The sequence below is a fragment of the Neisseria sp. P0020.S005 genome (assembly GCF_051957055.1).
In the GTDB taxonomy this organism is placed as follows: domain Bacteria; phylum Pseudomonadota; class Gammaproteobacteria; order Burkholderiales; family Neisseriaceae; genus Neisseria; species Neisseria subflava_A.
Window position 1 is genome coordinate 1 of record NZ_JBQCWV010000018.1, and the last position, 22,218, is coordinate 22,218.

Here is a 22,218-nt window from a genome sequence, read left to right on the forward strand (position 1 = left end):
GAATCGAATTATACAGTACATTTAGCAAATGTCAACTAAAATTATCGAAAATTTCAACCAACTGTGTTATACTGTCTGCTTCGTTTTCTTCACCGCGTCAGCAGCGAAGAACCGAACTATACGCCTCACAACGAAACCAGTCAACACCTTTCGCAAAATTATTTTCAGAAATTTAATCACCGCCCTGTTTTAACAGGGTTTTTATTTGATAAAAAAACTCCAACAACCTTCCTACACTATCCATACATACAAAAAACACAAAACAAAGGCCGTCTGAAAGAGCATTTCAGACGGCCTTTTGAATTTGACCCTCGCTTTAATTTATATTATTGGCGCTTGTTTTTTGGTATGATGTTTTCTTGATTCTTTTATATCAGCCTCGAGTTTGCTATGTCTGTCTATACCAGTGTTTCCGACGCTCAAATGCGTGATTTCCTACTGCAATATGATTTGGGAGATTTTGTTTCTTTGCAGGGGATTGCTCAAGGAATTACTAATAGTAATTATTTTTTGACTACTTCAACCGGTCGTTATGTATTGACTGTTTTTGAGGTTTTGAAATCAGAAGAACTGCCTTTCTTTCTAGAACTAAACCAGCATTTGAGTCTGAATGGTGTTGCCTGCGCCGCTCCGATTGCTCGTAAAGATGGCGGACTGCATTCTATTTTGGCCGGAAAACCGGCTTGTTTGGTTACTTGTTTGAATGGTTCTGATACTGGCTGGCCAACTGAAGCTCAATGCTTCCATACCGGTGCTATGCTGGCCAAAATGCATTTAGCCGGCCAAGACTTTCCTTTAAAAATGAAAAATCCTCGTTATGATGACTGGTGGCGCGATGCCTGCACTCAGTTGCTGCCTGTTTTAGATTCTGAGGATGCTGCACTGCTTCAATCTGAAATTGCAGCTTTAGATGAAAATCTAGGAGAGCATTTACCTTCCGGTATTATCCATGCCGATTTATTTAAGGACAACGTATTGCTTAATGGAGATGAAGTTTCCGGCTTTATCGACTTCTATTATGCGTGTAACGGTAATTTCATGTACGACCTGGCAATTGCAGTTAACGATTGGGCACGAACAGCTGATAACAAGTTAGACCCTGTCCTTTATGATGCCTTTATCCACGGCTATGAAAGCGTACGTCCATTATCTGATGAAGAACGCGCGTATTTCCCTACTGCACAAAGAGCAGGATGTATTCGTTTTTGGGTATCGCGCCTACTTGATTTCCATTTTCCTCAATCAGGAGAAATGACGTTTATTAAAGATCCAAATGCATTTAGGGATCTGCTCTTGACTCTTAAATAATATATAGATAAAAGGCCGTCTGAAATTCAGACGGCCTTTTATCTAATGCCCTCCCCCGCCGGAACCGCTAAACGGAGGTCTTGCCAGCCAAATAATGGGAATCATACTGATGAATATGATACTGCCTGCCAAGAAAATTTCATTTGAGCCAATAATAAAGCCTTGTTGGGAAATAGTACTATTTATCGCAGCCAGGGCTTGCTCTTTGCTCAGGCCATTGACCATCATGCCTTGAATAGATTGGTTGCTGATTGAGGACAATGAATTAATATGTTCGGTCAGCTGAGTATGGTGCAGAGCTTCGCGCCGTTCCCACATGGTGCTGACAACGGACACTCCGACACCGCCCATAAAGACTCGCAAGAAATTAGACAAGCTACTGGCCGAGGCAATTTGGTTGCCCTTCATATGTGATAAGGTGATACTGGTCAGGGGCAGGAAGAACATGGCTACGCCTAAACCCTGCCAAAACTGTGGCCAAACGACGTTGCTCATATCCATGCCGGCATAGAAGTCGGTTCGCCAATGGAATGTATAGGCAAACACCAAGAAGCTGGCACTGACAAACAGGCGCATATCGACGCGATTGCCAAACTTACCAATAATCGGCGACAGAATAATCGGCAGAAAACCTACCGGTGCAGCAGCCAAACCAGCCCAAGTAGCGGTATAGTCGAGATTTGATTGCAACACCAAAGGCAGCAAGGTCAATGTACCCATATACACCATAAAGCCCAAGGATGTCGCAACAACGCCTATCGTAAAGTTTCTATTTCTAAACAATGACAAATCGACAATCGGGTATTTCTCGCCCAGCTCCCAAACAATAAAATATGTCAGGAACACCAAAGCGGTAACGCCCAAAACGATAATCTCTCCCGAGGCAAACCAGTCCAATTCCTTGCCTCTATCAAGCATCATTTGCAATGCGCCGACACCGACAATCATCAACACCAGCCCGACATAATCGATTGGCGCCCTGATGATTTCAGTTTCCCTGTGTCTAAGTTGCTTCCAAGCAATAGTTGCGGACAAAATCCCGATCGGGATATTGATAAAGAAAATCCATCCCCAATGCCAGTTGTCCGAGATCCAACCGCCTAAAATCGGCCCCAATACAGGGGCAACAACGACGGTCATTGCCCATAAGGCCAGTGCCAATGTTCGTTTTTCAGGCGGATAGGAGGCCATCAACAGACTTTGTGACAAGGGAATCAATGGCCCGGCGATGAAACCTTGCAATACACGGAAAAAAACCAAAGCTTGAAGATTATGTGCAATGCCACACAGCCATGACGTTACGACAAACCCGATCACGGCGGCGATAAAGATTTTAACCTCGCCAAACCGCTTGGCCAAAAAACCTGTCAAGGGAACGGAAATGGCATTAGCTACGGCAAATGAGGTAATCACCCAAGTTCCCTGCGTGGTAGCCGCGCCCAAATCCCCTGCAATAACAGGCACGGCGACGTTGGCGATGGTACTGTCCAAGACTTCCATAAATACGGCCAAGCTGAGCGCCAAAGTTGCCAACACCAGCTTAAATCCTTGTAACGGCGGATAATTCATATTTTTAAACTATAAGACAACCGCCAAAGCGGTCGGTTGAAGAGAATCAATATTTCAGACGGCCTGAGCCTTCAATAAAAGACTCAGGCCGTCTGAAAAGATTATTTTGCGTATTGCTCGAAGATTTTATCGACTAAAGCATCGGCGGCTTTCCAATCCACACTTTCCGTTTCCGGCAAGGCAGTATTTCGTTCTGCTTCGGCAGTCATGGCTTTACCGCTGCCCTTCTCGGCAATATCGACTTTAACAGTCATAGACAAACCGACACGGAGCGGATTTTTTTGCAATTCTTTAGCATCCAAACTGATACGCACCGGCACACGTTGCACAACTTTAATCCAGTTGCCCGTTGCGTTTTGCGCCGGCAGTAATGAGAACGCACTGCCCGTACCGGCCGACAAGCCCATTACCTTGCCGTGGTAAACCACTTTGCTACCGTACAAATCGGCTGTCATTTCAACAGGCTGGCCGATTTTCATTTTGCGCAGTTGCGATTCTTTAAAGTTGGCATCCACCCACAATTCAGACAGAGGCACAACAGCCATCATCGGCGTACCTTGTACGATACGTTGGCCGACTTGGACATTACGTTTGGCAATTTGGCCGCTAATCGGCGAACGGATTTGCGTACGTTGCAAATTCAGCCAAGCGTCTTTGATGTGGCTGATGGCCGTCTGAACTGCCGGTTGCTGGCGCAGAGGAATATTGCTGCCCAACGCTGCCTGAGCAGAAACTTCTTCTGCCTCAACCGCTTTCAATGCAGCTTGAGCCTGAACCACAGCGGCGCGGGCATGGCTGAGTTCTTCGCCGGAAACCGCTTCCGTACCCGCCAAAGATTCACGGCGGCGCAAATCGGCTTGTGCACGGGCCAAATCGGCTTTACGCAACAACACTTGCGCTTTGGCTTTTGAATTGACTGCGGTTTGCTGTTTGTTTTGACGGATGGCCTGAATCAATTCATTTTGCGCGCGATCGTATGCCAGCTGAAAATCGCTGTCGTCCAAAGCCACCAACACATCACCTTTTTTCACGACATCCGTATCGTCATACATGACTTTGCGCACCGTGCCGTTCACCTGCGGCGTAATCATCACCAAATGACCGGCCACATAAGCATCTTCCGTTTCTTCTTCATGCTGCCAAAACAGGAAATACGCCAAAGCGACTCCTGCTGCCGCAATAAGGAATAGGAGTGTAACGATAACCAAATTGCGTTTGCGATGCGTTTTAGCGCCGGAAGCGACTACTTCCGGTTCTTTTTGGACATTATTTTTTTCCGATTGAGTATCCATAAGTCCTAACTTTAATTCTGCACATGTGATAACGATATTATTGTCTTGCTGGGTAGCTGACTTATACCATCAGCCCCAATACGAGCGTTTAACGCGCTAAAGGGTCATATTTTATAGTTACACTCTATTCATTACAATAATTTCTTCCGGTAGCAAATGTAAATAAGGTAAGCAAAAGGCCGTCTGAAATCACTTTCAGACGGCCTACGTTTTAATAAAACGTTTATTTCTTATTTAATTTAAAGCCTCCACCCAACTGGGCATTGAGGTTACTCCAAGCTGTCAGATATTCTGCATGGTATTGAACCGCCGACATTTTTGTACGCGCAGCTTCGTCTTGTTTTTGCAAAGCGGTCAAGCCGTTATCCAAACCTGCACGAACACGTCCTTTCGCATTTTGCACAGATTTATCGGCAATATTGACCATCTTATTCCAAGTATCTTGTCGGCTTTTCAGGCTTTGATAGTCGACTACAGCATCTGCCGCCGAACGCATGGCGTTCAAAACGGTTTGGTCATACACGGCAACCTGCTCGTTATATTGGGCGCGTTTGCCCGCCAATTTGGATTGCAGCGCGCCGGACGTAAACAATGGCAGATTCAAAGCCGGAACAATGCCCAACATACCGGATGTCCGTCCGCGAATCAGATTGAACGCATCAATGTGCGTCATCCCTGCCAAAACTTTTAATTCGATATTCGGGTAAAACTCTGCTTCGGTCGATTTGACGATATGCCATTTCTCCTCAAGCAAGGCTTTTTGCGCCGCGATATCGGGGCGGGCCGCCAGCAAATCCGCCTCAATACGGCTAACCGGCGATGACGGCACAGCCGCCATTTTTTCCGGAATCTGTCCATTTAATACACCCGGTACACGGCCGGTCAATACAGCCAGACTGTTGCGGATTTTCTCATTTTTCTGAGTCCATGCAGATTTTTCAAGCTGTAATTGCTGTTGCGCCATTTCCAGAGCGTGCAAGGCATCGGCAGGAGCCAGCTGCGCTTTAACGCGTTGTTGCATCAGTTTCAATGCTTTATCCGCCAGCTCTATACGCGTATCCAACAAAGCCAATTGTTCTGTCGCCATCTGCCACGCAAAATATTGGGCGGCAACGGCGTGAGCCAACTCGGTGCGGATATGATGAGCTTCATACACCGCAGCCCTGCTTTTTCCTAAAACAGCTTGAATCTGCTCTCGGTTTTTACCCCAAAAGTCGAAAACCAAACTGCCTTGTAAGGCTGCGTTCGCCAAAACCAATGTATGGTCGGTATCAACCATACCGGCTTGAGGTTTGGGTGAAACATAAGCACCCAGACCTGTAACGCCCAAGCCGACTTGCGGTTTGTTTGCGGCTCCTACAACGCCCAGCTGCGCCTGAGCCTGCTCAAACCTTGCCTTGACGACACGCAGATTGGTAGACGTCTGAATGGCGGAAGCAATCAAATTGTTTAATTTTTTATCTTTCAGCTTCATCCACCAGCCGTCTTGGGCAGTAGCGGCAGATTGGCCTTGCGGCAGCGGATAGGCTGTTGTCTCATCCAAAGGCGACTGTTTGCCGAACGGTGCACATGCCGCCAACAGCGAAACAGCGGCAACGCACACGCTTGATTTGACCAAACCTAATTTCATACAGACTCCGTTTATGTGTGTCTGCCGCAGACCTTCAGGCCGTCTGTTGTTAATTGCCCAAACGGTTCAACAGTTTACCCAACAGGTGTTGCAGCGTATCGTAATCCTCTTTCGTGAAATCTTCCCACGCCTGGCCGCTCTGACGGGCAATTTGCGGCCATACTTCGTGGATGAAGGTCTCACCCGAAGGGGTTAATTTTAGCACAATCTGACGACGGTCTTTCTGATTGATATAACGCTCTACCCAGCCGCGCTCAACCATATCGTCCGACAGGCGTGTTGCACTGGTGCGCGTCAAGTCCATCAGGTCGCTCAAGCGCGAAGGCAGGATTTCGCTGTTTGGGCTGACGTAAACCGCCATCAGGGAAAACCACAGGTTTTCATTGATGCCGAACGCTTTCAGGTTTTCGTTCAAATGGCTGCTCAAACGTTCGGTTACGATGCGCAACATACGGGATACTTGGTTTTGCTGCTCCGGAAATTGCGGCAGACGGGTAGAAAGCAAACGCATTGCGTTGACTAATTCGGTTTGTGAAAAACTCATAAATTCCTTCTTTCTGAGTGAGTTATTTTATTCGATATCAATCAAAATAAAATATGATGTAATAATTTACTTTAAGATACCAATTACTTACTTTAAGACGTTATACTAATTCAGATGATTATTTTAGTGTATGAAAATCTGATAATCGGTTACATGCTCCTACTAAACGGAGTTTTCTATGCCTAAATCATGAAAATTCGACCATAAAAAAGACCGTCTGAAACCTTGATTCCATCTTTCAGACGGCCTCGATGACAGATTAAAATAAGCTTTTCCACTTAAACCGGATTCAAACCATGAACACTTCCGCCTTTTTCCCCCACATTACCCTTATCGGCGTCGGTTTAATCGGCGGTTCGTTCATGCTCGACCTCAAACGCTTGGGACTGGTGCAAACCGTTACCGGTATCGACACCAATGCCGACAACCTCAATTACGCACTCGAATGCGGCATCATCGATCATGCCTATCCGAATATTTGCGCCGAAAGCATCGGCAATGCCGATTTGGTTTTAATTGCCACGCCTGTCTCCGTCCTACCTGACGTATGTCGCGACATCAAGCCCTTCTTAAAAGACACCGCCTGCGTTTCCGATGTCGGCAGCACCAAACAATCGGCACTCAATGCCTTCCGCACTCACTTATCCGACCGCCTGCCGCAATGTTTTGCCGCCCACCCGATTGCCGGCTCGGATCAAAGCGGGGCAAAATCCGCGCGTTGCGGTTTGTTTCAAAACAGCCGCCTTATCATTACGCTACACGGCCAAGAGGCTTCAGACGGCCTGAGACGGCTGAAAAGCCTGTGGCAGGCGGTTGGTTCGCAGATTTTCACCATGAGCGCCGAAGAACACGACAATATTTTTGCAGCTGTTTCCCACTTGCCGCACTTGACCGCCTTTGCCTATGTCCACGCTTTGTTCGACCATCCGCACGGCAAAGACTATCTCCCTTATGCCGCCACCGGCTTTCGCGACTTTACCCGCATTGCCTCCAGCCACCCTGCTGTTTGGACAGACATCTGCATGGCCAACCGCCCTGCCCTGCTCAAACTGACCGGAGATTTGAAAGAACAATTATCCAAATTGGAACAACTCCTTTCAGACGGCAATAAAACCGAGCTTTACCGCTATTTTGAAGAAGCCGCACAAATGCGTAATGACTGGCTGAAAAACCGTTAAACCTGTTTTCAGACGGCCTGATACCCTCTCAGCTAAAATCTTCATCACAATAAAAAGGGCATCTGTTTAGATGCCCTTTTTTGATTTCTTACGACTTCAACGTTTCACTCAGTCTTTCAAACGGAACTCAGCCGCTCTGGCGTGCGCGGTCAAGCTTTCGCCATGCGCCAACACGCTGGCGGTTTTGCCCAACTTCTGCGCACCTTGTTCTGAAACCTGAATCAGACTGGAGCGTTTTTGGAAATCATATGTTCCCAAAGGAGAAGAGAAACGCGCCGTGCGGCTGGTCGGCAAAACGTGGTTGGGGCCTGCGCAATAGTCGCCAAGGCTTTCACTGGTATAGCGTCCCATAAAAATCGCACCGGCATGGCGGATTTTTTTCGCCCACTCTTGCGGATTCTCAACCGACAGCTCTAAGTGTTCAGGAGAAATATAGTTGGCGATTTCGCAGGCTTCATCCAAATCTTTAGCCAAAATCATTGCGCCGCGATTGCCCAATGAAGCTTCAATAATCGCACGGCGAGGCATGGTTTCAATCAAGCGGTTCATGGCCGTCTGAACTTCGTCCAAATACGCTTGAGAAGTGCCGATCAAAATCGCTTGTGCAATTTCATCGTGTTCCGCCTGACTGAACAAATCCATGGCCACCCAATCGGCAGGCGTCGTACCATCGGCAATCACCAAAATTTCAGACGGCCCTGCCACCATATCAATACCGACCACGCCGAACACGCGTCGTTTGGCTGCAGCGACAAAGGCATTGCCCGGGCCGGTAATCTTATCGACTTGAGGCACAGATTCCGTACCATAAGCCAAAGCCGCAACCGCCTGCGCGCCGCCGACCGTAAACACTTTGGTTACACCGGCCACAAAAGCAGCCGCCAACACGATATCGTTGCGCTCGCCTTTCTGAGTAGGAGCGACCATGATGATTTCTTTCACGCCGGCAACGTGGGCAGGCATGGCGTTCATGATGACGGAACTCGGATAAGCGGCTTTACCGCCCGGAACATAAATACCGACACGGTCAAGCGGCGTAATCTGTTGGCCCAAAAGCGTGCCGTCTTCGTCTTCGTAAGTCCACGACTCCATTTTTTGGTGTTTATGATAGTTTTCCACCCGTCGCGCGGCCGTTTTCAAGGCCGTCTGAATGTTTTCGGGCAAACGCTCAAACGCAGACTGCAAATCGTCTTGCGTCAGGATTAAATCGTCGATGGTTTGTGCGGATGTACCGTCAAAGCGGTTGGTGTATTCAATCAGCGCCGCATCGCCGCGTTTTTGAACATCGGCGCAGATATTGGCAACAATACGGTCGATTTCAGGGTTTTGCGCGGTTTCAAAAGCGAGTAACGCTTTGAGTTCGGCTTGAAAATCAGGGGATTGGGTGTCGAGTTTCTTCATGGTTTGCTCTCTTCCTTGTTTCGTTCCTATTGTTTTCAGACGGCCTCAGCCACACACAGGTCGTCTGAACATTATCTTTTCAAAAAACCTTTTTTCTGCAAAAACGCCAACATATGCGGCCGTACAGGATTGCCCAAGGTTTTGGCCAGCGATTCTTTCCAAGGTATCGGACTTCCCTTGCGTAACTCATAATAATCCGCTACTGCCTGATTATAGGCTTCAACCGCATCGGCATTCAGGCTCGGACAGGCGTTTTCGGCATAGACCATTTCCTTAGGCAGGCGCGGTTTGAGCGGCGGGTCTTGATCGGGATAACCGAGGCACAGCCCCACCAAAGGCACGCAATAATCCGGCAGGTTCAACACATCCGATACTTTTTGCGCATCATTACGCAACGCACCGATATACACGCCACCTAGCCCAAGTGATTCTGCGGCAAGCAATACGTTTTGCGCCATAATGCCTGCATCGACCGCACCAATCAGGGTTACCTCCGCCCAATCAATTTGCGCATCGGGAAACATCGCCTTGTGTTTGGAAAAATCGATGCAAAACAGTAAAAATTCCGCACAATGGACAATATAAGGTGCGCTTCCAGCCGCTTCATGTATCCCCTGCCTCAGCGCAAGATCCGATACGCGGATGATGGAAACGCATTGCAGGTTGTTGGAAGTCGAAGCCTGCTGCCCGGCACGAACCAGCGTATTGAGGATTTCAGCGGCAATCGGTTCGGAAGTAAACCTGCGGATGGAACGATGGGAAAGAATCGTATCGAGTGTCGGTTTGCTTTGCATCATGACAGGGCTTTCAAACTGGGTTGGCAGACAGGTTTTGCCAAAAACTTTTCAGACGGCCTTAGCAGCATTTTCAAATGCCTGAATAATCGGATTCAACAGCGCATATTTGGTTTTCAACGCCGCTTTGTTGACCACCAAGCGGCTGGAAATATCAGCCACATGTTCCACAGCTTCCAAACCATTGGCTTTCAATGTATTGCCGCTGGAAACCAAATCGACAATCGCGTCGCTCAAACCAACCAAAGGCGCAAGCTCCATCGAGCCGTATAGTTTGATGATGTCCACATGCACACCCTTGTCGGCAAAGTGTTCGGCGGCGATGTCGGGATATTTGGTGGCAATCCGCAAGCGACTGCCGGGTTTGGACACAGCGGCGTAATCGAAACCTTTTTTAACCGCAACCATCATGCGGCATGAGGCGATGTGTAAATCTAAAGGTTGATACAGGCCATCTCCGCCATGCTCGATCAGCACGTCCTTACCGGCAATACCGAAATCCGCCGCACCATATTGCACATAAGTCGGCACATCGGTTGCGCGCACAATCACCAAACGGATATTGTCATGATTCGTACCAATAATCAGCTTACGCGATTTTTCCGGCTCTTCCGCTGGCACAATACCGGCGGCGGCCAACAGCGGCAGGGTTTCCTCAAAAATTCGCCCCTTGGATAAAGCAATCGTTAAAAGTGTGTCGGTCATTTTTTTCTTCTCCTTTGCCGTATCAAAAACAAGAAGGCCGTCTGAAATCCACAACCCATTTCAGACGGCCCCAACTACGGTTTTACAATAAAGTTTTCACATCAGCCGCAATCGTTTCCGGCTCGCTGCCATAAGGCGAGAAAATCGCCACTTCGCCGTTTTTATCAATCAAATATGCACCTGAAGAGTGGTCGACCAAATAGTTTTCGCTGTCTTCTTTTTGGTTAACTTTAGCCGATACCACACGGTATTGCTGTTTGATGACAGGCAGGCTTTGATCGCCGGTAGCCGTCAGGCCGATAAAATCAGGGTGGAACTGTTTGGCGTATTTGCCGATTACTTCAGGCGTATCGCGCTCAGGGTCGATGCTGACAAATACTACTTTCACGTCTTTAGCCTGATCGCCCAATTGTTTCAAAGTATCGCTGTAAGTCAGCAACTCGGTCGGGCATACGTCAGGACAGTGGGTATAACCGAAAGACAGGATGACCACTTTGCCTTTCAAATCGCTCAGGCTGAAAGGTTTGCCGTCGCCATCGGTCAATGTGAAGTCGCCGCCAATGTCTTCTTTGCGCATATCGGTACCACGCGCTTGCACTTTGGGCGCAGACTCACCGGAAGCAGCAGGCGCAGCAGAAGTGGCAGGTGTCGAAGAAGCCTCTTTGGCCTCTTCTTTAGGCTGACAAGCAGCCAGAGCAGCCAACGCAATAGCACTGAGTAGGAAAGTTCGTGTAACGGAAAGCATAAATTTTCTCCAAAACCGTTTCAAATAAGTAAGGCCAAACAACTGCCCGGCCGATATAAAAACAAAACATCTTCATATTAACGCGTTTGACACATTAAATGTAGCCCTTTTTGCAGATAAATACTGCTTTTTTTGTTTTAAAAATCTGCCTTCCATTTAGATAGCCATCAAACACAAAAAGTTTAATTCATTAAAAATCAAACAAATATAAAAATAATCCAATTTTTTTTCAATTACTGCTTTACAAGATTCGAGAACTCGCTATAATGACGACTTCTTCGCTAGCCCAGGTGGCGAAATTGGTAGACGCAGGGGACTCAAAATCCCCCGCCGCAAGGTGTGTCGGTTCGAGTCCGACCCTGGGCACCAAATTTAAAAAACCTCTTGATTCGGTCAAGAGGTTTTTTGCTATTCTTTGTTTGCAAAATTTGCAAAAACCTTCTCCTTACTCAAACTGTCAACAATCCACCCACATCAAGCTCAATAAAACCGTTTTTTTATTTCTTTAAAATCAAACGATAATCTATTTTCACTCCTTAAACGTTAAAAGATGAAAGATTTTGTCTTGCTTGTACAGTCGGATTGCGTTATCGTTTCTACTCTTTTTCACAAACTCTGTGTTTCTTTCCAATTGCTTGGATAGTCTGACTGTCATCGTATTCCCTCAGTGCGCGTACCCTAAATCGCTGCTTGGTGGAATTGCATTACAGGTGCTGTGGTGAGGCGGATTGTTCCTATTGGTTTGAAACCATATAAAAGAGGTCAATATGCAATTATCTGGCGCACAAATCATCGTGCAAAGTCTCAAAGCCGAAGGTGTCGAGTATGTTTTCGGCTATCCGGGCGGCGCGGTTATCGAAATCTACGATGCCCTTTTCCAACTCAATAAATTCAAGCACATCCTGGTTCGCCACGAGCAGGCCGCCGTACATGCGGCAGATGCCTATGCCCGTGTCAGCGGCAAAGTCGGCGTTGCCTTGGTGACTTCCGGCCCGGGCGTAACCAATGCCCTGACCGGTATCGCCACTGCTTACAGCGACTCCATTCCGTTGGTAGTCATCAGTGGCCAGGTGGGCAACTCCCTTATCGGGACAGACGCATTCCAAGAAGTGGATACAGTCGGCATTACCCGCCCTTGTGTCAAACACAATTTCTTGGTAACCAATATCGCTGAGTTGGCAGACACCATCAAAAAAGCTTTCCAAATCGCCGCAAGCGGCCGTCCTGGTCCTGTTGTTGTCGATGTTCCTAAAGATGTCACCCAAGCAATGGCTAAATTCAGCTATCCGCAAGAAGACATCTTCATCCGCTCTTACCAGCCGGTTGTACAAGGCCATATCGGTCAAATCAAAAAAGCCGTACAAATGCTGGCTTCCGCCAAACGCCCTATTGTTTACTTCGGCGGCGGCGTGGTTTTGGGCAATGCCTCTGAGGAAATGACAAAATTTGTCCGCATGATCGGCGCTCCTTGTACCGGTACATTGATGGGCTTGGGTGCATACCCTTCCAGCGACCGCCAATTCTTGGGTATGCTGGGTATGCACGGTACTTACGAAGCCAACCTCGCCATGCAGAATGCAGACGTTGTACTGGCAATCGGTGCGCGCTTCGATGACCGCGTGATTTCCGTACCGTCCAAATTCTTTGAAAAAGCCAAAAAAATTATTCATATCGACGTTGACCCGTCCAGCATTGCCAAACGTGTCAAAGTGGATATCCCGATTGTCGGCGACGTGAAAAACGTATTGTCCGAAATGATTCAATTGTGGGACAAGCAAGAATCTGCACCTGCAGCCGACTCATTGGATAAATGGTGGAAAAGCATTGAAGAATGGCGTTCGCGCAACTGCCTGTGGTTTGATAATGAAAGCGAAATCATCAAACCACAATACGTCATTCAAAAACTGGCCGAAATCACCAATAATTCTGCCATCATTACTTCCGACGTCGGTCAACACCAAATGTTTACCGCCCAATATTACCCATTCGAGCGTCCTCGCCAATGGCTCAATTCCGGCGGTTTAGGCACAATGGGTGTCGGCTTGCCATATGCCATCGGCGCGAAACTGGCAGCTCCTGATCAAGATGTATTCTGTATCACCGGCGAAGGATCGATTCAGATGAACATCCAAGAGCTGTCGACCTGCTTCCAATACCGCGTTCCGGTTAACGTCGTTACACTAAACAACGGCTACCTCGGCATGGTCCGTCAATGGCAAGAACTTTATTACGGCAACCGTGAATCAGAAACCTATTTCGATTCATTGCCTGATTTTGTCAAACTGGCTGAAGCCTACGGCCATATCGGCATCCGTGTAGACAAGAAATCCGATGTCGAAGGCGCGTTACTGGAAGCATTAAACCAAAAAGACCGTCTGGTATTCCTCGATTTCTTGACCGACAAGAAACAAAACGTACTGCCTATGGTCGGCAACGGCAAAGGCTTGGACGAGATGGTTCTGCCGCCGCATATGCGCGAAACATTGTCAGCGTAAGGAGAGAAAAATGCGACATATCTTATCTATTCTGATGGAAAATGAATCAGGTGCGATGAGCCGTGTGGTAGGTTTGTTCTCCGCACGCGATTACAACATCGACTCCCTGGCTGTTGCACCAACCGAAGACAAAACCTTGTCTCGCATGACCATCGTTACCCACGGCGACGAACACGTTATCGAGCAAATCACCAAACAACTCAACAAACTGATTGAAGTTATCAAAGTGGTCGATTTGAACGAAAGCCGTTTTGTCGAACGCGAGCTGATGTTGGTAAAAGTCCGCGCCGTCGGCAAAGACCGCGACGAATTCCTGCGATTGACCGAAATCTACCGTGGCAGCGTCATTGACGTAACAGACCGCAGCTACACCATCGAAATCACAGGTTCTACCGAAAAACTCGACTCTTTCCTCGAAACAGTCGGTCGCGCCCAAATTTTGGAAACCGTACGCACAGGTGCAGCCGGTATCGGCCGTGGCGAGCGTATTTTGAAAATTTAACGCTGTATCGTTCAGACGGCCTTTTACTTTCAACAAAGGCCGTCTGAAAAACAGTAGGAGACAAACATGTCAAGCATCCAAATCGTTGCATTAGTTACCGTCAAACCCGAATACACCGAGGCTCTGGCTGCCCAGTTTAAAGAATTGGTCAAAGCCAGCCGTGCAGAAGAAGGCAACATCAGCTACGACCTGCACCAAGAAATCGGCAAACCCAACCGTTTCGTATTCGTAGAAAGCTGGAAATCCCAAGCAGCTATTGACGAACACAATGCCAGCGAACATTTCCAAAACTTCGTCAAATCCATAGAAGGAAAAACCGAAGCATTGGAAATCGTCTTGATGAACCAAGTCCCCGCTTAAGCCCCTATTACTTTTAACTCAACCCGGATTATCCGGAACCCTCTTACACTAAGGAAATAAAATGCAAGTTTATTACGATAAAGACGCTGACCTTTCTCTGATCAAAGGCAAAACCGTTGCCATCATCGGCTACGGTTCACAAGGTCACGCACACGCAGCAAACCTGAAAGATTCTGGCGTAAATGTCGTCATCGGTCTGCGCCAAGGCGGCTCTTGGAAAAAAGCCGAAGCAGCCGGCCACGACGTACGCACCGTTGCTGAAGCAACCAAAGCAGCCGACGTTGTAATGATTCTGTTGCCTGACGAAAACCAACCTATCGTATACAAAAACGAAATCGAGCCTAACTTGAAAGAAGGCGCAGTATTGGCGTTCGCTCACGGCTTCAACGTTCACTATAACCAAATCGTACCTCGCGCCGACCTCGACGTTATCATGATCGCCCCTAAAGGCCCAGGTCACACCGTACGCAGCGAATTCCTGAAAGGCGGCGGCGTACCTTCCCTGATCGCCGTTTACCAAGATAAAAGCGGCAAAGCCAAAGACATCGCCCTGTCTTACGCAGCAGCCAACGGCGGCACTAAAGGCGGCGTAATCGAAACCAACTTCCGCGAAGAAACCGAAACCGACCTGTTCGGCGAACAAGCCGTATTGTGCGGTGGCGCAGTTGAATTGGTGAAATGCGGCTTTGAAACTTTGGTTGAAGCCGGCTATGCTCCAGAAATGGCCTACTTCGAATGTCTGCACGAGCTGAAACTGATCGTTGACCTGATGTACGAAGGCGGTATTGCCAACATGAACTACTCCATTTCCAACAATGCCGAATACGGTGAATACGTTACCGGCCCTGAAGTAGTGACTCCTGCAACCAAAGCAGCGATGAAAAAAGCACTGTACCGTATTCAAAGCGGCGAATATGCCAAAATGTTCATCCAAGAAGGCGCGACCAACTACGCCAGCATGACTGCCCGTCGCCGTCTGAACGCCGACCACCAAATCGAAAAAGTGGGTGCACAACTGCGTTCTATGATGCCTTGGATCGCTAAAAACAAACTGGTTGACCAAGACAAAAACTAATCTGTCTGTCAAAAAAATAAAACCTGCCTGTTCACTCAGGCAGGTTTTTATAATTTTAAAACCCAATACACTATAAATCACACTCAATAAGGCCGTCTGAAAACAATATAAACAGCATTTAAACTCCAACCTCTATAAGCTGTCTTTCATGATTCTCCTAAAATTTCCTTTTAAAAAAACATATTACGAAATAAACGACTATTTTCTATACCTACTCTGTCTGCAAAAAACAACGTTTCCAATCAAAAATACGCCTAAAACAAGAGGAAAATTTGTTTTCTTAAGCCATAACCTTTATATTATGGTCATGGAATCGTTGAAACAGAACGATATCGTAATAAGAAGAACGAATGCTCGCTTCTTCACACTTAAAAAAGGAAAACAGCAATGAAAAAATCCCTGATTGCCCTGACTCTGGCGGCTCTGCCTGTTGCAGCTATGGCTGACGTAACTCTGTACGGTCAAGTAAAAGCCGGTGTTGAAGTATCCAAAGTAAAATTGGGTGAAAAAACCGCTACTGCACTGGGTAAAGAGAAAAGCTCTAAAACTGCCACTGAAATCGCTGACTTCGGTTCACGCATCGGCTTCAAAGGCCACGAACACCTGGGTAGCAACCTGAATGCCATCTGGCAAGTTGAACAAAACACTTCTATCGCCGGTGGCGACAAAGAGTGGGCTTCTCGCGAATCTTTCATCGGTTTGGAAGGTGGCTTCGGTAAAATTCGTGCCGGTAAATTGAACTCTACTGTTAAAGACTCTAGCGACAACGTTGACCAATGGGAAAGCAGCAACGGCGCTTTGAACATGTCTGTATTTACCCGTGTTGACAAACGTGCAGTATCTGTACGTTACGACAGCCCTGTATTCTCAGGCTTCAGCGCAAGCGTACAATACACTCCACGCGACAACGCTAATCCTTCTGACAAATACACTCACAAAGTTCCTTCTCATGACACTTACTATGCTGGCCTGAACTACGAAAACTCTGGTTTCTTCGGTCAATACGCTGGTGGTTTCCGTAAAAACTCTGTAGATGTTAAAGACGGTCACGTACAACGTTTGGTAGCTGGTTACGATGCTAACAACCTGTTTGTATCTGTAGCTGGTCAATACGCTAAAAACTGGGAAACTTTGGGTGATTACGCTCAAGCCCAATCTAACGGTGTTGTAACTGATGATATGCGCACTGCTGGTACTAACGCTTCTAACGTAGTATTTGGTACTGCTGCTGGTTTGGATGGCAAAGGTGTTGAAACTGTTGAAGTTGCTGCTACTGCCGCTTACCGCGCCGGTAACGTAACTCCTCGCGTTTCTTACGCTCACGGCTTCAAAGCTAAAGTTGACGGTCAAAAACTGAAAGGCACTCAATACGATCAAGTTATTGTTGGTGCTGACTACGACTTCTCTAAACGCACTACTGCTCTGGTTTCTGCCGGCTGGTTGCGTGGTGCTGAGTCTGGCCCTCACAAAGTTGAAACCATCTCTGGTTTGGTTGGCCTGCGTCACAAATTCTAATCTTCGGATTAGTATGAAAAAGAGCCTGTTTTATGCAGGCTCTTTTTTTATTCCTATCCCCTACCCTCAACGAAAATTAATTTAAGCGTTAACATACGAAAAAGGCCGTCTGAAACCAATCGGTTTCAGACGGCCTTGAGTTTATCTATCCTTATTGCCAAATGACAATAAAGTCAACAAACAAGATTTATTTTTCATTCAAAATCTTACCGACAATCTCGCCCACATCTTTGGACAAACCTTCTTGTGCATGGATGCGTTGCAATTCTTTGGTCATAACGGCTTTGCGGTTGGCTTCCAATTTGTTGCAGATGTTGAAAGCCTGCACCAGTCGGGCGGCAACTTGCGGATTAAAGCGGTCTATTTCCATCACTTTATCAGCAACAAAACGGTATCCACTACCATCTTCTGCATGGAAGTGCGGAATATTGCGGCTGAAGCTCATCAATAAAGAACGAGCTTTATTCGGGTTTTCAATACTGAACTTAGGATGACCCAAGGCCGTCTGAACTTGCTGTAAAGTATCTTTGCGGCGGCTTGAGGCAATCAGTGCAAAGTATTTGTCCATTACCAAAGCATCATCGGCAAACTTATCGGCAAATTGTGTCAACAAACGATCGCGGATTTCGCTTTCATTGCTGTTGATTGCGGATAAGATACCCCATTCGTGGGTCATGTTTTGCGCCATTGCTGCGTAATTTTCCGCAACGTGTTCGATATGTGCTACGTCAGCACGAAGGATAAATGCTCTGCAAGCATTGCGCAAAGTACGCCAGCCGGCCAATTCCGGGCTGTATTCATAACGAACAGCGGCATCTGTTTGATTTTCTTGATCGGCAGCTTGACGGTTCAGCTCACGCCATTGAGGCAGGAACTTGACAGCAACGGCATTGAGCAAGGCTTCACGCGCTTGATGAACCTGAATCGGGTCAATATTTTCTTCTTCCGCCCATACATCGGTTTCAGACGGCATTTGCAGCAAAATGGCACGGAATGCCGGATCAAAGTCACCGGAAACCACCAAAGCCAAAGCATCCATCAATGCTTTGTGTTCCGGTAAAGGACGGCCTTCCGCCAATGCCTGACGGTTGGCGTTAATGGCGCGATGATACAGGGTTTGAGCAGCCTCCCAACGTGCAAACTCATTTTCATCTGCCGCCAGCAAAGTGGCCAACTCTTGCTCGCTGTACGGATAGTTCAGGGTAACCGGTGCAGAGAAATCTCTCAGTAGAGACGGGATAACCGGCTCATTGACGCCGCCCAACACAAAAGTCTGCTCGGCTTCGGTCAATACCAAAACCACCTCTTTCACACGTTTGCCTTGATATTCAAACTCAACCGCTTCGCCTTTTTCATTCAGCAAACCGGTTTTGACCGGAATCATCATCGGCTGTTTGTCTGCCATATCGGGTGTTGCCGGAATGGTTTGTTTGATGGTCAATTCAAACGCACCATCTTTCAGACGGCCTTGGGCATCTAAAACCGGCGTACCGGCTTGGCTGTACCACAAAGCAAACTGATCAAGATTGATGCCGTTTGCGTCTGCCATTGCGACACGGAAATCATCACAAGTCACAGCCTGACCGTCATGGCGTTGGAAATACAGCTTCATGCCTTTTTGGAAGCCCTCTTCTCCGAGCAAGGTGTGATACATGCGCACTACTTCCGCACCTTTTTCATAGACGGTCATGGTGTAGAAGTTGTTCATCTCCTCATAGCTGGCCGGGCGGACAGGATGCGCAGTCGGGCCCGCATCTTCTGGGAATTGGAACAAGCGCAGCATACGGACATTGTCGATACGGCGTACCACGCGGCTGGCTCGGTCGCCGGAAAACTCTTGATCGCGGAAAACGGTCAAACCTTCTTTCAGCGACAATTGGAACCAATCGCGGCAGGTCACACGGTTGCCCGTCCAGTTGTGGAAATATTCGTGGCCGACAACAGATTCAATGCCTTCAAAGTCGGTATCGGTCGCGGTACGGCTATTAGCCAGCACAAACTTGGTGTTGAAAATATTCAAACCCTTGTTTTCCATCGCGCCCATATTGAAATCGCCCACGGCAACGACCATGAAAATATCCAAGTCGTATTCCAAGCCAAAGCGTGTTTCGTCCCATTTCATCGCATTTTTCAACGATTCAACTGCAAAACCGACTTTAGGTTTGTCTGTCTCCGTGGTGTAGAACTCGATTTTGACCTTACGGCCGCTCATGGTCGTAAAATAATCTTCCGTTACCGCCAAATCGCCTGCCACCAAAGCAAAGAGATAGCTCGGTTTGGCAAACGGATCTTCCCATTTCACCCAATGACGGCCGTCTGAAAACTCGCCGCCACCGATTTTATTGCCGTTAGACAGCAACACCGGATAGCGTTTTTTGTCTGCAACGATCGTGGTGGTAAATTTAGACATGACATCCGGACGGTCGATGTAGAAGGTAATTTTGCGAAAACCTTCCGGTTCGCATTGGGTAAACAGGTTGCCGCCGGAAGCATACAGACCCATCAGAGATTTGTTCTCAGCCGGCAAAATTTCGGTTTCCACTTCCAGCGTAAAGTTTTCAGACGGCACACCGGCAATCGTCAGTTTTTCATCTTCCAACACATAATCTACGGCCTGACCGTTTACTTTCACAGACAGCAGTTTTGCCGAACCATCCAATACCAATGGCTCCCCTGCTCTTTCAGGTTGAACGGTCAGACTGGATTTGACGATGGTTTGCGGTTCTAAAATATCGAAATGCAGGTCAGTTTTTAGAATACGGTACGCTGGCGCGGCGTAGTCTTTCAAATAATGGATGGTTTTGCTCATTTGTTCTCTTTCAGAGTCATACGGTAAATAGATGAAGCATATCGTTTCATATAGCCTAAATTCAAGTGTTTTCAGAAAAAAAGGCCGTCTGAAACCTAAAATTTCAGACGGCCTTCCTATTCAGGCAGCAAATCTAGTTGCCTGTCATTACCAACTTACCACTGATACAGCGCACCGGCACCGACACCGACATGACCGTCGGTATTGGCCGAGAAGTTGCCTTTGACAATCCAGTTGCCGCCGTCGCTCATCGCAGACACGCCGATGGCCATGGCAGACTGACCACCGTAGTAGCCGCTGCCGACACCGATACCGGTCGCACCCGGACGGGTTACTTGCGGAATCGAGCCTTGGGCAATCGCACCGGCCACACCTGCATAGGCTTTCTTACCTACTTGGTTGATGTTGTTCTGCAACTCGGTACCCAAACCAATCAACTGATTCACGTTTGCCGCGTCTGTACCGTCTTTACCCGGAGCTACATTGGTAATGCGTTGGCCGCCGTTGTTCAGACCGACAGGAGACAATTTGACTTGGTTGCTCGGATTGTTTTCAGTCGGCGCAGCGATGGTTACGCCATCGTTGTTGACCACGGTATTGCCTGCGGTCAGGCCGTCTTTGTTCAACGCAACTTTATCGCCGACTTTCACGCCGTCGTTATTCATCACAGTATCGCCTGCTTTGAATGTATCGGCATTCACTGTCTTCACGCTAATCTCGTCAGCCAACTTCAGTTGAGCGCCACCGGCTACGGTTTCGCTGATGATGTTGCTGTCGCCTTTGACGTTGATGGTAGAACCCAACGCGTAGTTGTTGCTGCCGGTCGTACCGCCGAAGTTAATGCCTTTGGCAATAGTCGCAGTATTGTTGGCTATGTTTTGGTTGGTTGCGTACAACTGGCTGCCGTTAACGGCATCTTTGCTGTTGGCGTTGATGTCGCCATCCGCTACGTTGGTTACTTTGTTGCCCGCATTGTCCAAGCCGTCTTTAGTCAGGTTTACCTTACCTGCTTTCAAGCCGTCTTTGTTCAATGCAACATCGTCACCCACTTTGATACCGTCAGTATTCACTGCGGTATCGCCGGCTTTCACGCTGTCAACATCCAAGTCTTTATCGGTTGCCACCTCGTAAACAGTTTGACCCTTGTCGCCTGTTTTCTGAGTGACAACGATGTTCTTACCTTGAACGACTTCAGTCTTAGATGCCGCCGCAGCTTGTTTCAGTTGGGAAACATTGACTGCATCAGTGTCATCCGTACCGGCCGCAACGTTGGTAATCTTATTGCCGCCATTGTTCAAGCCAGCTTTGGTTAGGTTAACATCGCCTGCTTTCAAGCCGTCTTTGTTCAATGCAACATCATCGCCAACTTTCACACCGTCATTATTCATCACGGTATCGCCTACGGTAACGCTGTCGACTTTCAGGTTTTTATCGGTCGCCACTTTGTAAATGGTTTGGCCATTGGCACCGACATCCTGAGTAACAACAATGTTATCGCCTTGAACGACTTCAGTCTTAGCCGCAGCCGCAGCTTTGTTCAACTGAGCAACATTCACCGCATCTGTATCATCAGTACCGGCTGCAACGTTGGTAATCTTGTTGCCGCCATTGTTCAAACCGGCTTTAGTCAGATTGACATTGCCAACTTTCACACCGTCAGTATTGATTGTAGTATCGCCGGCTTTCACGCTATCAACAGCCAAGTCTTTAGCCAATTTGACTTCCAACTTATCAGAGCCATTCGCTACAACGCCGATATTGCCGTCTGAAAGTTTGGCTGCATCGGTTTGGCCGCCAACAATATTCAGCTTCGTACCTGGTTTGCGTTCAACGTCTTTGCCGCTGTCGCCACCGAAAGTCAAAGGCAGATTGGCAGTTGCATTAACAGCTTTGATTGCATCATGGATGTTGTTCTCACCAGTACCGCCAATATCGGTTATGCTGATGTTGCCGCCATTATTGGCCGCATTACCACCCAATACATTCACCAACTGATCTTGGGCTGCATTCAGCTGCTCTTCAGTCGCCGCACGTTTGCCTTGGGCAAAGTCGCTACCGCCCAAAGTCGTATTGCTCAAGCCGCTGACTTCGCCTTTCTCGCCATCAATTTTCACCGGAGCCGCTTGACCGACATTCAACACATCGGCCAGTTTCAGCTGTGCGCCACCAGCTACGGTTTCGCTGATGATGTTGCTGTCGCCTTTGACATTGATGGTGTCGCCCAATGCGTAGTTGTTGCTGCCGGTGGTACCGCCGAAGTTGATGCCTTTGGCGATATTGGCGGCGTTGGTCGCTA

General features: G+C 47.9%; 17 protein-coding genes and 1 tRNA gene. 8 read left to right on the forward strand and 10 right to left on the reverse strand.

Annotated features, from left to right (window positions below):
• Nucleotides 1–390: 390 nt before the first annotated feature.
• Entirely contained in the window at nt 391–1,308 is a 918-nt protein-coding gene (gene thrB, locus ACTHTU_RS10945) for a homoserine kinase (protein WP_440362564.1), read from the forward strand.
• 42 nt (nt 1,309–1,350) lie between these two features.
• Here thrB and ACTHTU_RS10950 read toward each other — a convergent pair whose 3' ends face one another.
• From ACTHTU_RS10950 to ACTHTU_RS10965, 4 genes are all read right to left on the reverse strand, one after another.
• Nucleotides 1,351–2,877, reverse strand: coding sequence for a DHA2 family efflux MFS transporter permease subunit (locus ACTHTU_RS10950; RefSeq protein ID WP_440362565.1), 1,527 nt, complete (start codon nt 2,875–2,877; stop codon nt 1,351–1,353).
• 101 nt (nt 2,878–2,978) lie between these two features.
• Nucleotides 2,979–4,169, reverse strand: coding sequence for an HlyD family secretion protein (locus ACTHTU_RS10955; RefSeq protein WP_315040067.1), 1,191 nt, complete (start codon nt 4,167–4,169; stop codon nt 2,979–2,981).
• A gap of 223 nt (nt 4,170–4,392) precedes the next feature.
• A complete protein-coding gene (locus tag ACTHTU_RS10960; RefSeq protein ID WP_440362566.1) occupies nt 4,393–5,799 on the reverse strand; it encodes an efflux transporter outer membrane subunit in 1,407 nt (468 codons plus the stop codon).
• A gap of 49 nt (nt 5,800–5,848) precedes the next feature.
• Nucleotides 5,849–6,343 carry a MarR family transcriptional regulator gene (locus ACTHTU_RS10965; RefSeq protein ID WP_004521040.1) on the reverse strand — a complete coding sequence of 165 codons (495 nt, stop codon included), beginning with the start codon at nt 6,341–6,343 and terminating at the stop codon, nt 5,849–5,851.
• A gap of 296 nt (nt 6,344–6,639) precedes the next feature.
• Between ACTHTU_RS10965 and ACTHTU_RS10970 the strand changes: the two genes are divergently transcribed.
• Entirely contained in the window at nt 6,640–7,521 is an 882-nt protein-coding gene (locus tag ACTHTU_RS10970; protein ID WP_440362567.1) for a prephenate dehydrogenase, read from the forward strand.
• 108 nt (nt 7,522–7,629) lie between these two features.
• Here the strand turns inward: ACTHTU_RS10970 and hisD are convergent, their stop codons facing one another.
• From hisD to ACTHTU_RS10990, 4 genes are all read right to left on the reverse strand, one after another.
• Entirely contained in the window at nt 7,630–8,922 is a 1,293-nt protein-coding gene (hisD, locus tag ACTHTU_RS10975; protein WP_440362568.1) for a histidinol dehydrogenase, read from the reverse strand.
• A gap of 71 nt (nt 8,923–8,993) precedes the next feature.
• On the reverse strand, nt 8,994–9,719 hold the full coding sequence (gene nfsA / locus ACTHTU_RS10980; RefSeq protein WP_440362569.1) for an oxygen-insensitive NADPH nitroreductase: 726 nt from the start codon (nt 9,717–9,719) through the stop codon (nt 8,994–8,996).
• 48 nt (nt 9,720–9,767) lie between these two features.
• Nucleotides 9,768–10,421 carry an ATP phosphoribosyltransferase gene (hisG, locus tag ACTHTU_RS10985; RefSeq protein WP_440362570.1) on the reverse strand — a complete coding sequence of 218 codons (654 nt, stop codon included), beginning with the start codon at nt 10,419–10,421 and terminating at the stop codon, nt 9,768–9,770.
• 82 nt (nt 10,422–10,503) lie between these two features.
• The gene (locus ACTHTU_RS10990; protein WP_440362571.1) at nt 10,504–11,166 is read right to left on the reverse strand and encodes an SCO family protein; all 663 of its coding nucleotides are present in this window, start codon (nt 11,164–11,166) and stop codon (nt 10,504–10,506) included.
• Between the two features lie 284 nt (nt 11,167–11,450).
• On the opposite strand from ACTHTU_RS10990, the gene ACTHTU_RS10995 reads away from it, so the two are divergent.
• The 6 genes from ACTHTU_RS10995 (at nt 11,451) to porB (ending at nt 17,113) form a co-directional block, all read left to right on the forward strand.
• Nucleotides 11,451–11,535 (forward strand) — tRNA-Leu (locus ACTHTU_RS10995).
• Between the two features lie 398 nt (nt 11,536–11,933).
• The gene (gene ilvB, locus ACTHTU_RS11000; protein ID WP_440362572.1) at nt 11,934–13,661 is read left to right on the forward strand and encodes a biosynthetic-type acetolactate synthase large subunit; all 1,728 of its coding nucleotides are present in this window, start codon (nt 11,934–11,936) and stop codon (nt 13,659–13,661) included.
• Nucleotides 13,662–13,671: 10 nt separating this feature from the next.
• Nucleotides 13,672–14,163, forward strand: coding sequence for an acetolactate synthase small subunit (gene ilvN / locus ACTHTU_RS11005; RefSeq protein WP_003685820.1), 492 nt, complete (start codon nt 13,672–13,674; stop codon nt 14,161–14,163).
• 66 nt (nt 14,164–14,229) lie between these two features.
• Nucleotides 14,230–14,523 carry a putative quinol monooxygenase gene (locus ACTHTU_RS11010; RefSeq protein WP_070583491.1) on the forward strand — a complete coding sequence of 98 codons (294 nt, stop codon included), beginning with the start codon at nt 14,230–14,232 and terminating at the stop codon, nt 14,521–14,523.
• A gap of 61 nt (nt 14,524–14,584) precedes the next feature.
• The gene (ilvC, locus tag ACTHTU_RS11015; RefSeq protein WP_070646594.1) at nt 14,585–15,598 is read left to right on the forward strand and encodes a ketol-acid reductoisomerase; all 1,014 of its coding nucleotides are present in this window, start codon (nt 14,585–14,587) and stop codon (nt 15,596–15,598) included.
• A 387-nt stretch (nt 15,599–15,985) separates the two neighbouring features.
• The gene (gene porB, locus ACTHTU_RS11020; RefSeq protein WP_440362573.1) at nt 15,986–17,113 is read left to right on the forward strand and encodes a trimeric porin PorB; all 1,128 of its coding nucleotides are present in this window, start codon (nt 15,986–15,988) and stop codon (nt 17,111–17,113) included.
• 187 nt (nt 17,114–17,300) lie between these two features.
• Here porB and pepN read toward each other — a convergent pair whose 3' ends face one another.
• A complete protein-coding gene (gene pepN, locus ACTHTU_RS11025) occupies nt 17,301–19,922 on the reverse strand; it encodes an aminopeptidase N (RefSeq protein ID WP_440362574.1) in 2,622 nt (873 codons plus the stop codon).
• A 155-nt stretch (nt 19,923–20,077) separates the two neighbouring features.
• Nucleotides 20,078–22,218: YadA family autotransporter adhesin (locus ACTHTU_RS11030; RefSeq protein ID WP_440362575.1), on the reverse strand; the 2,141-nt coding region annotated here is incomplete at its 5' end.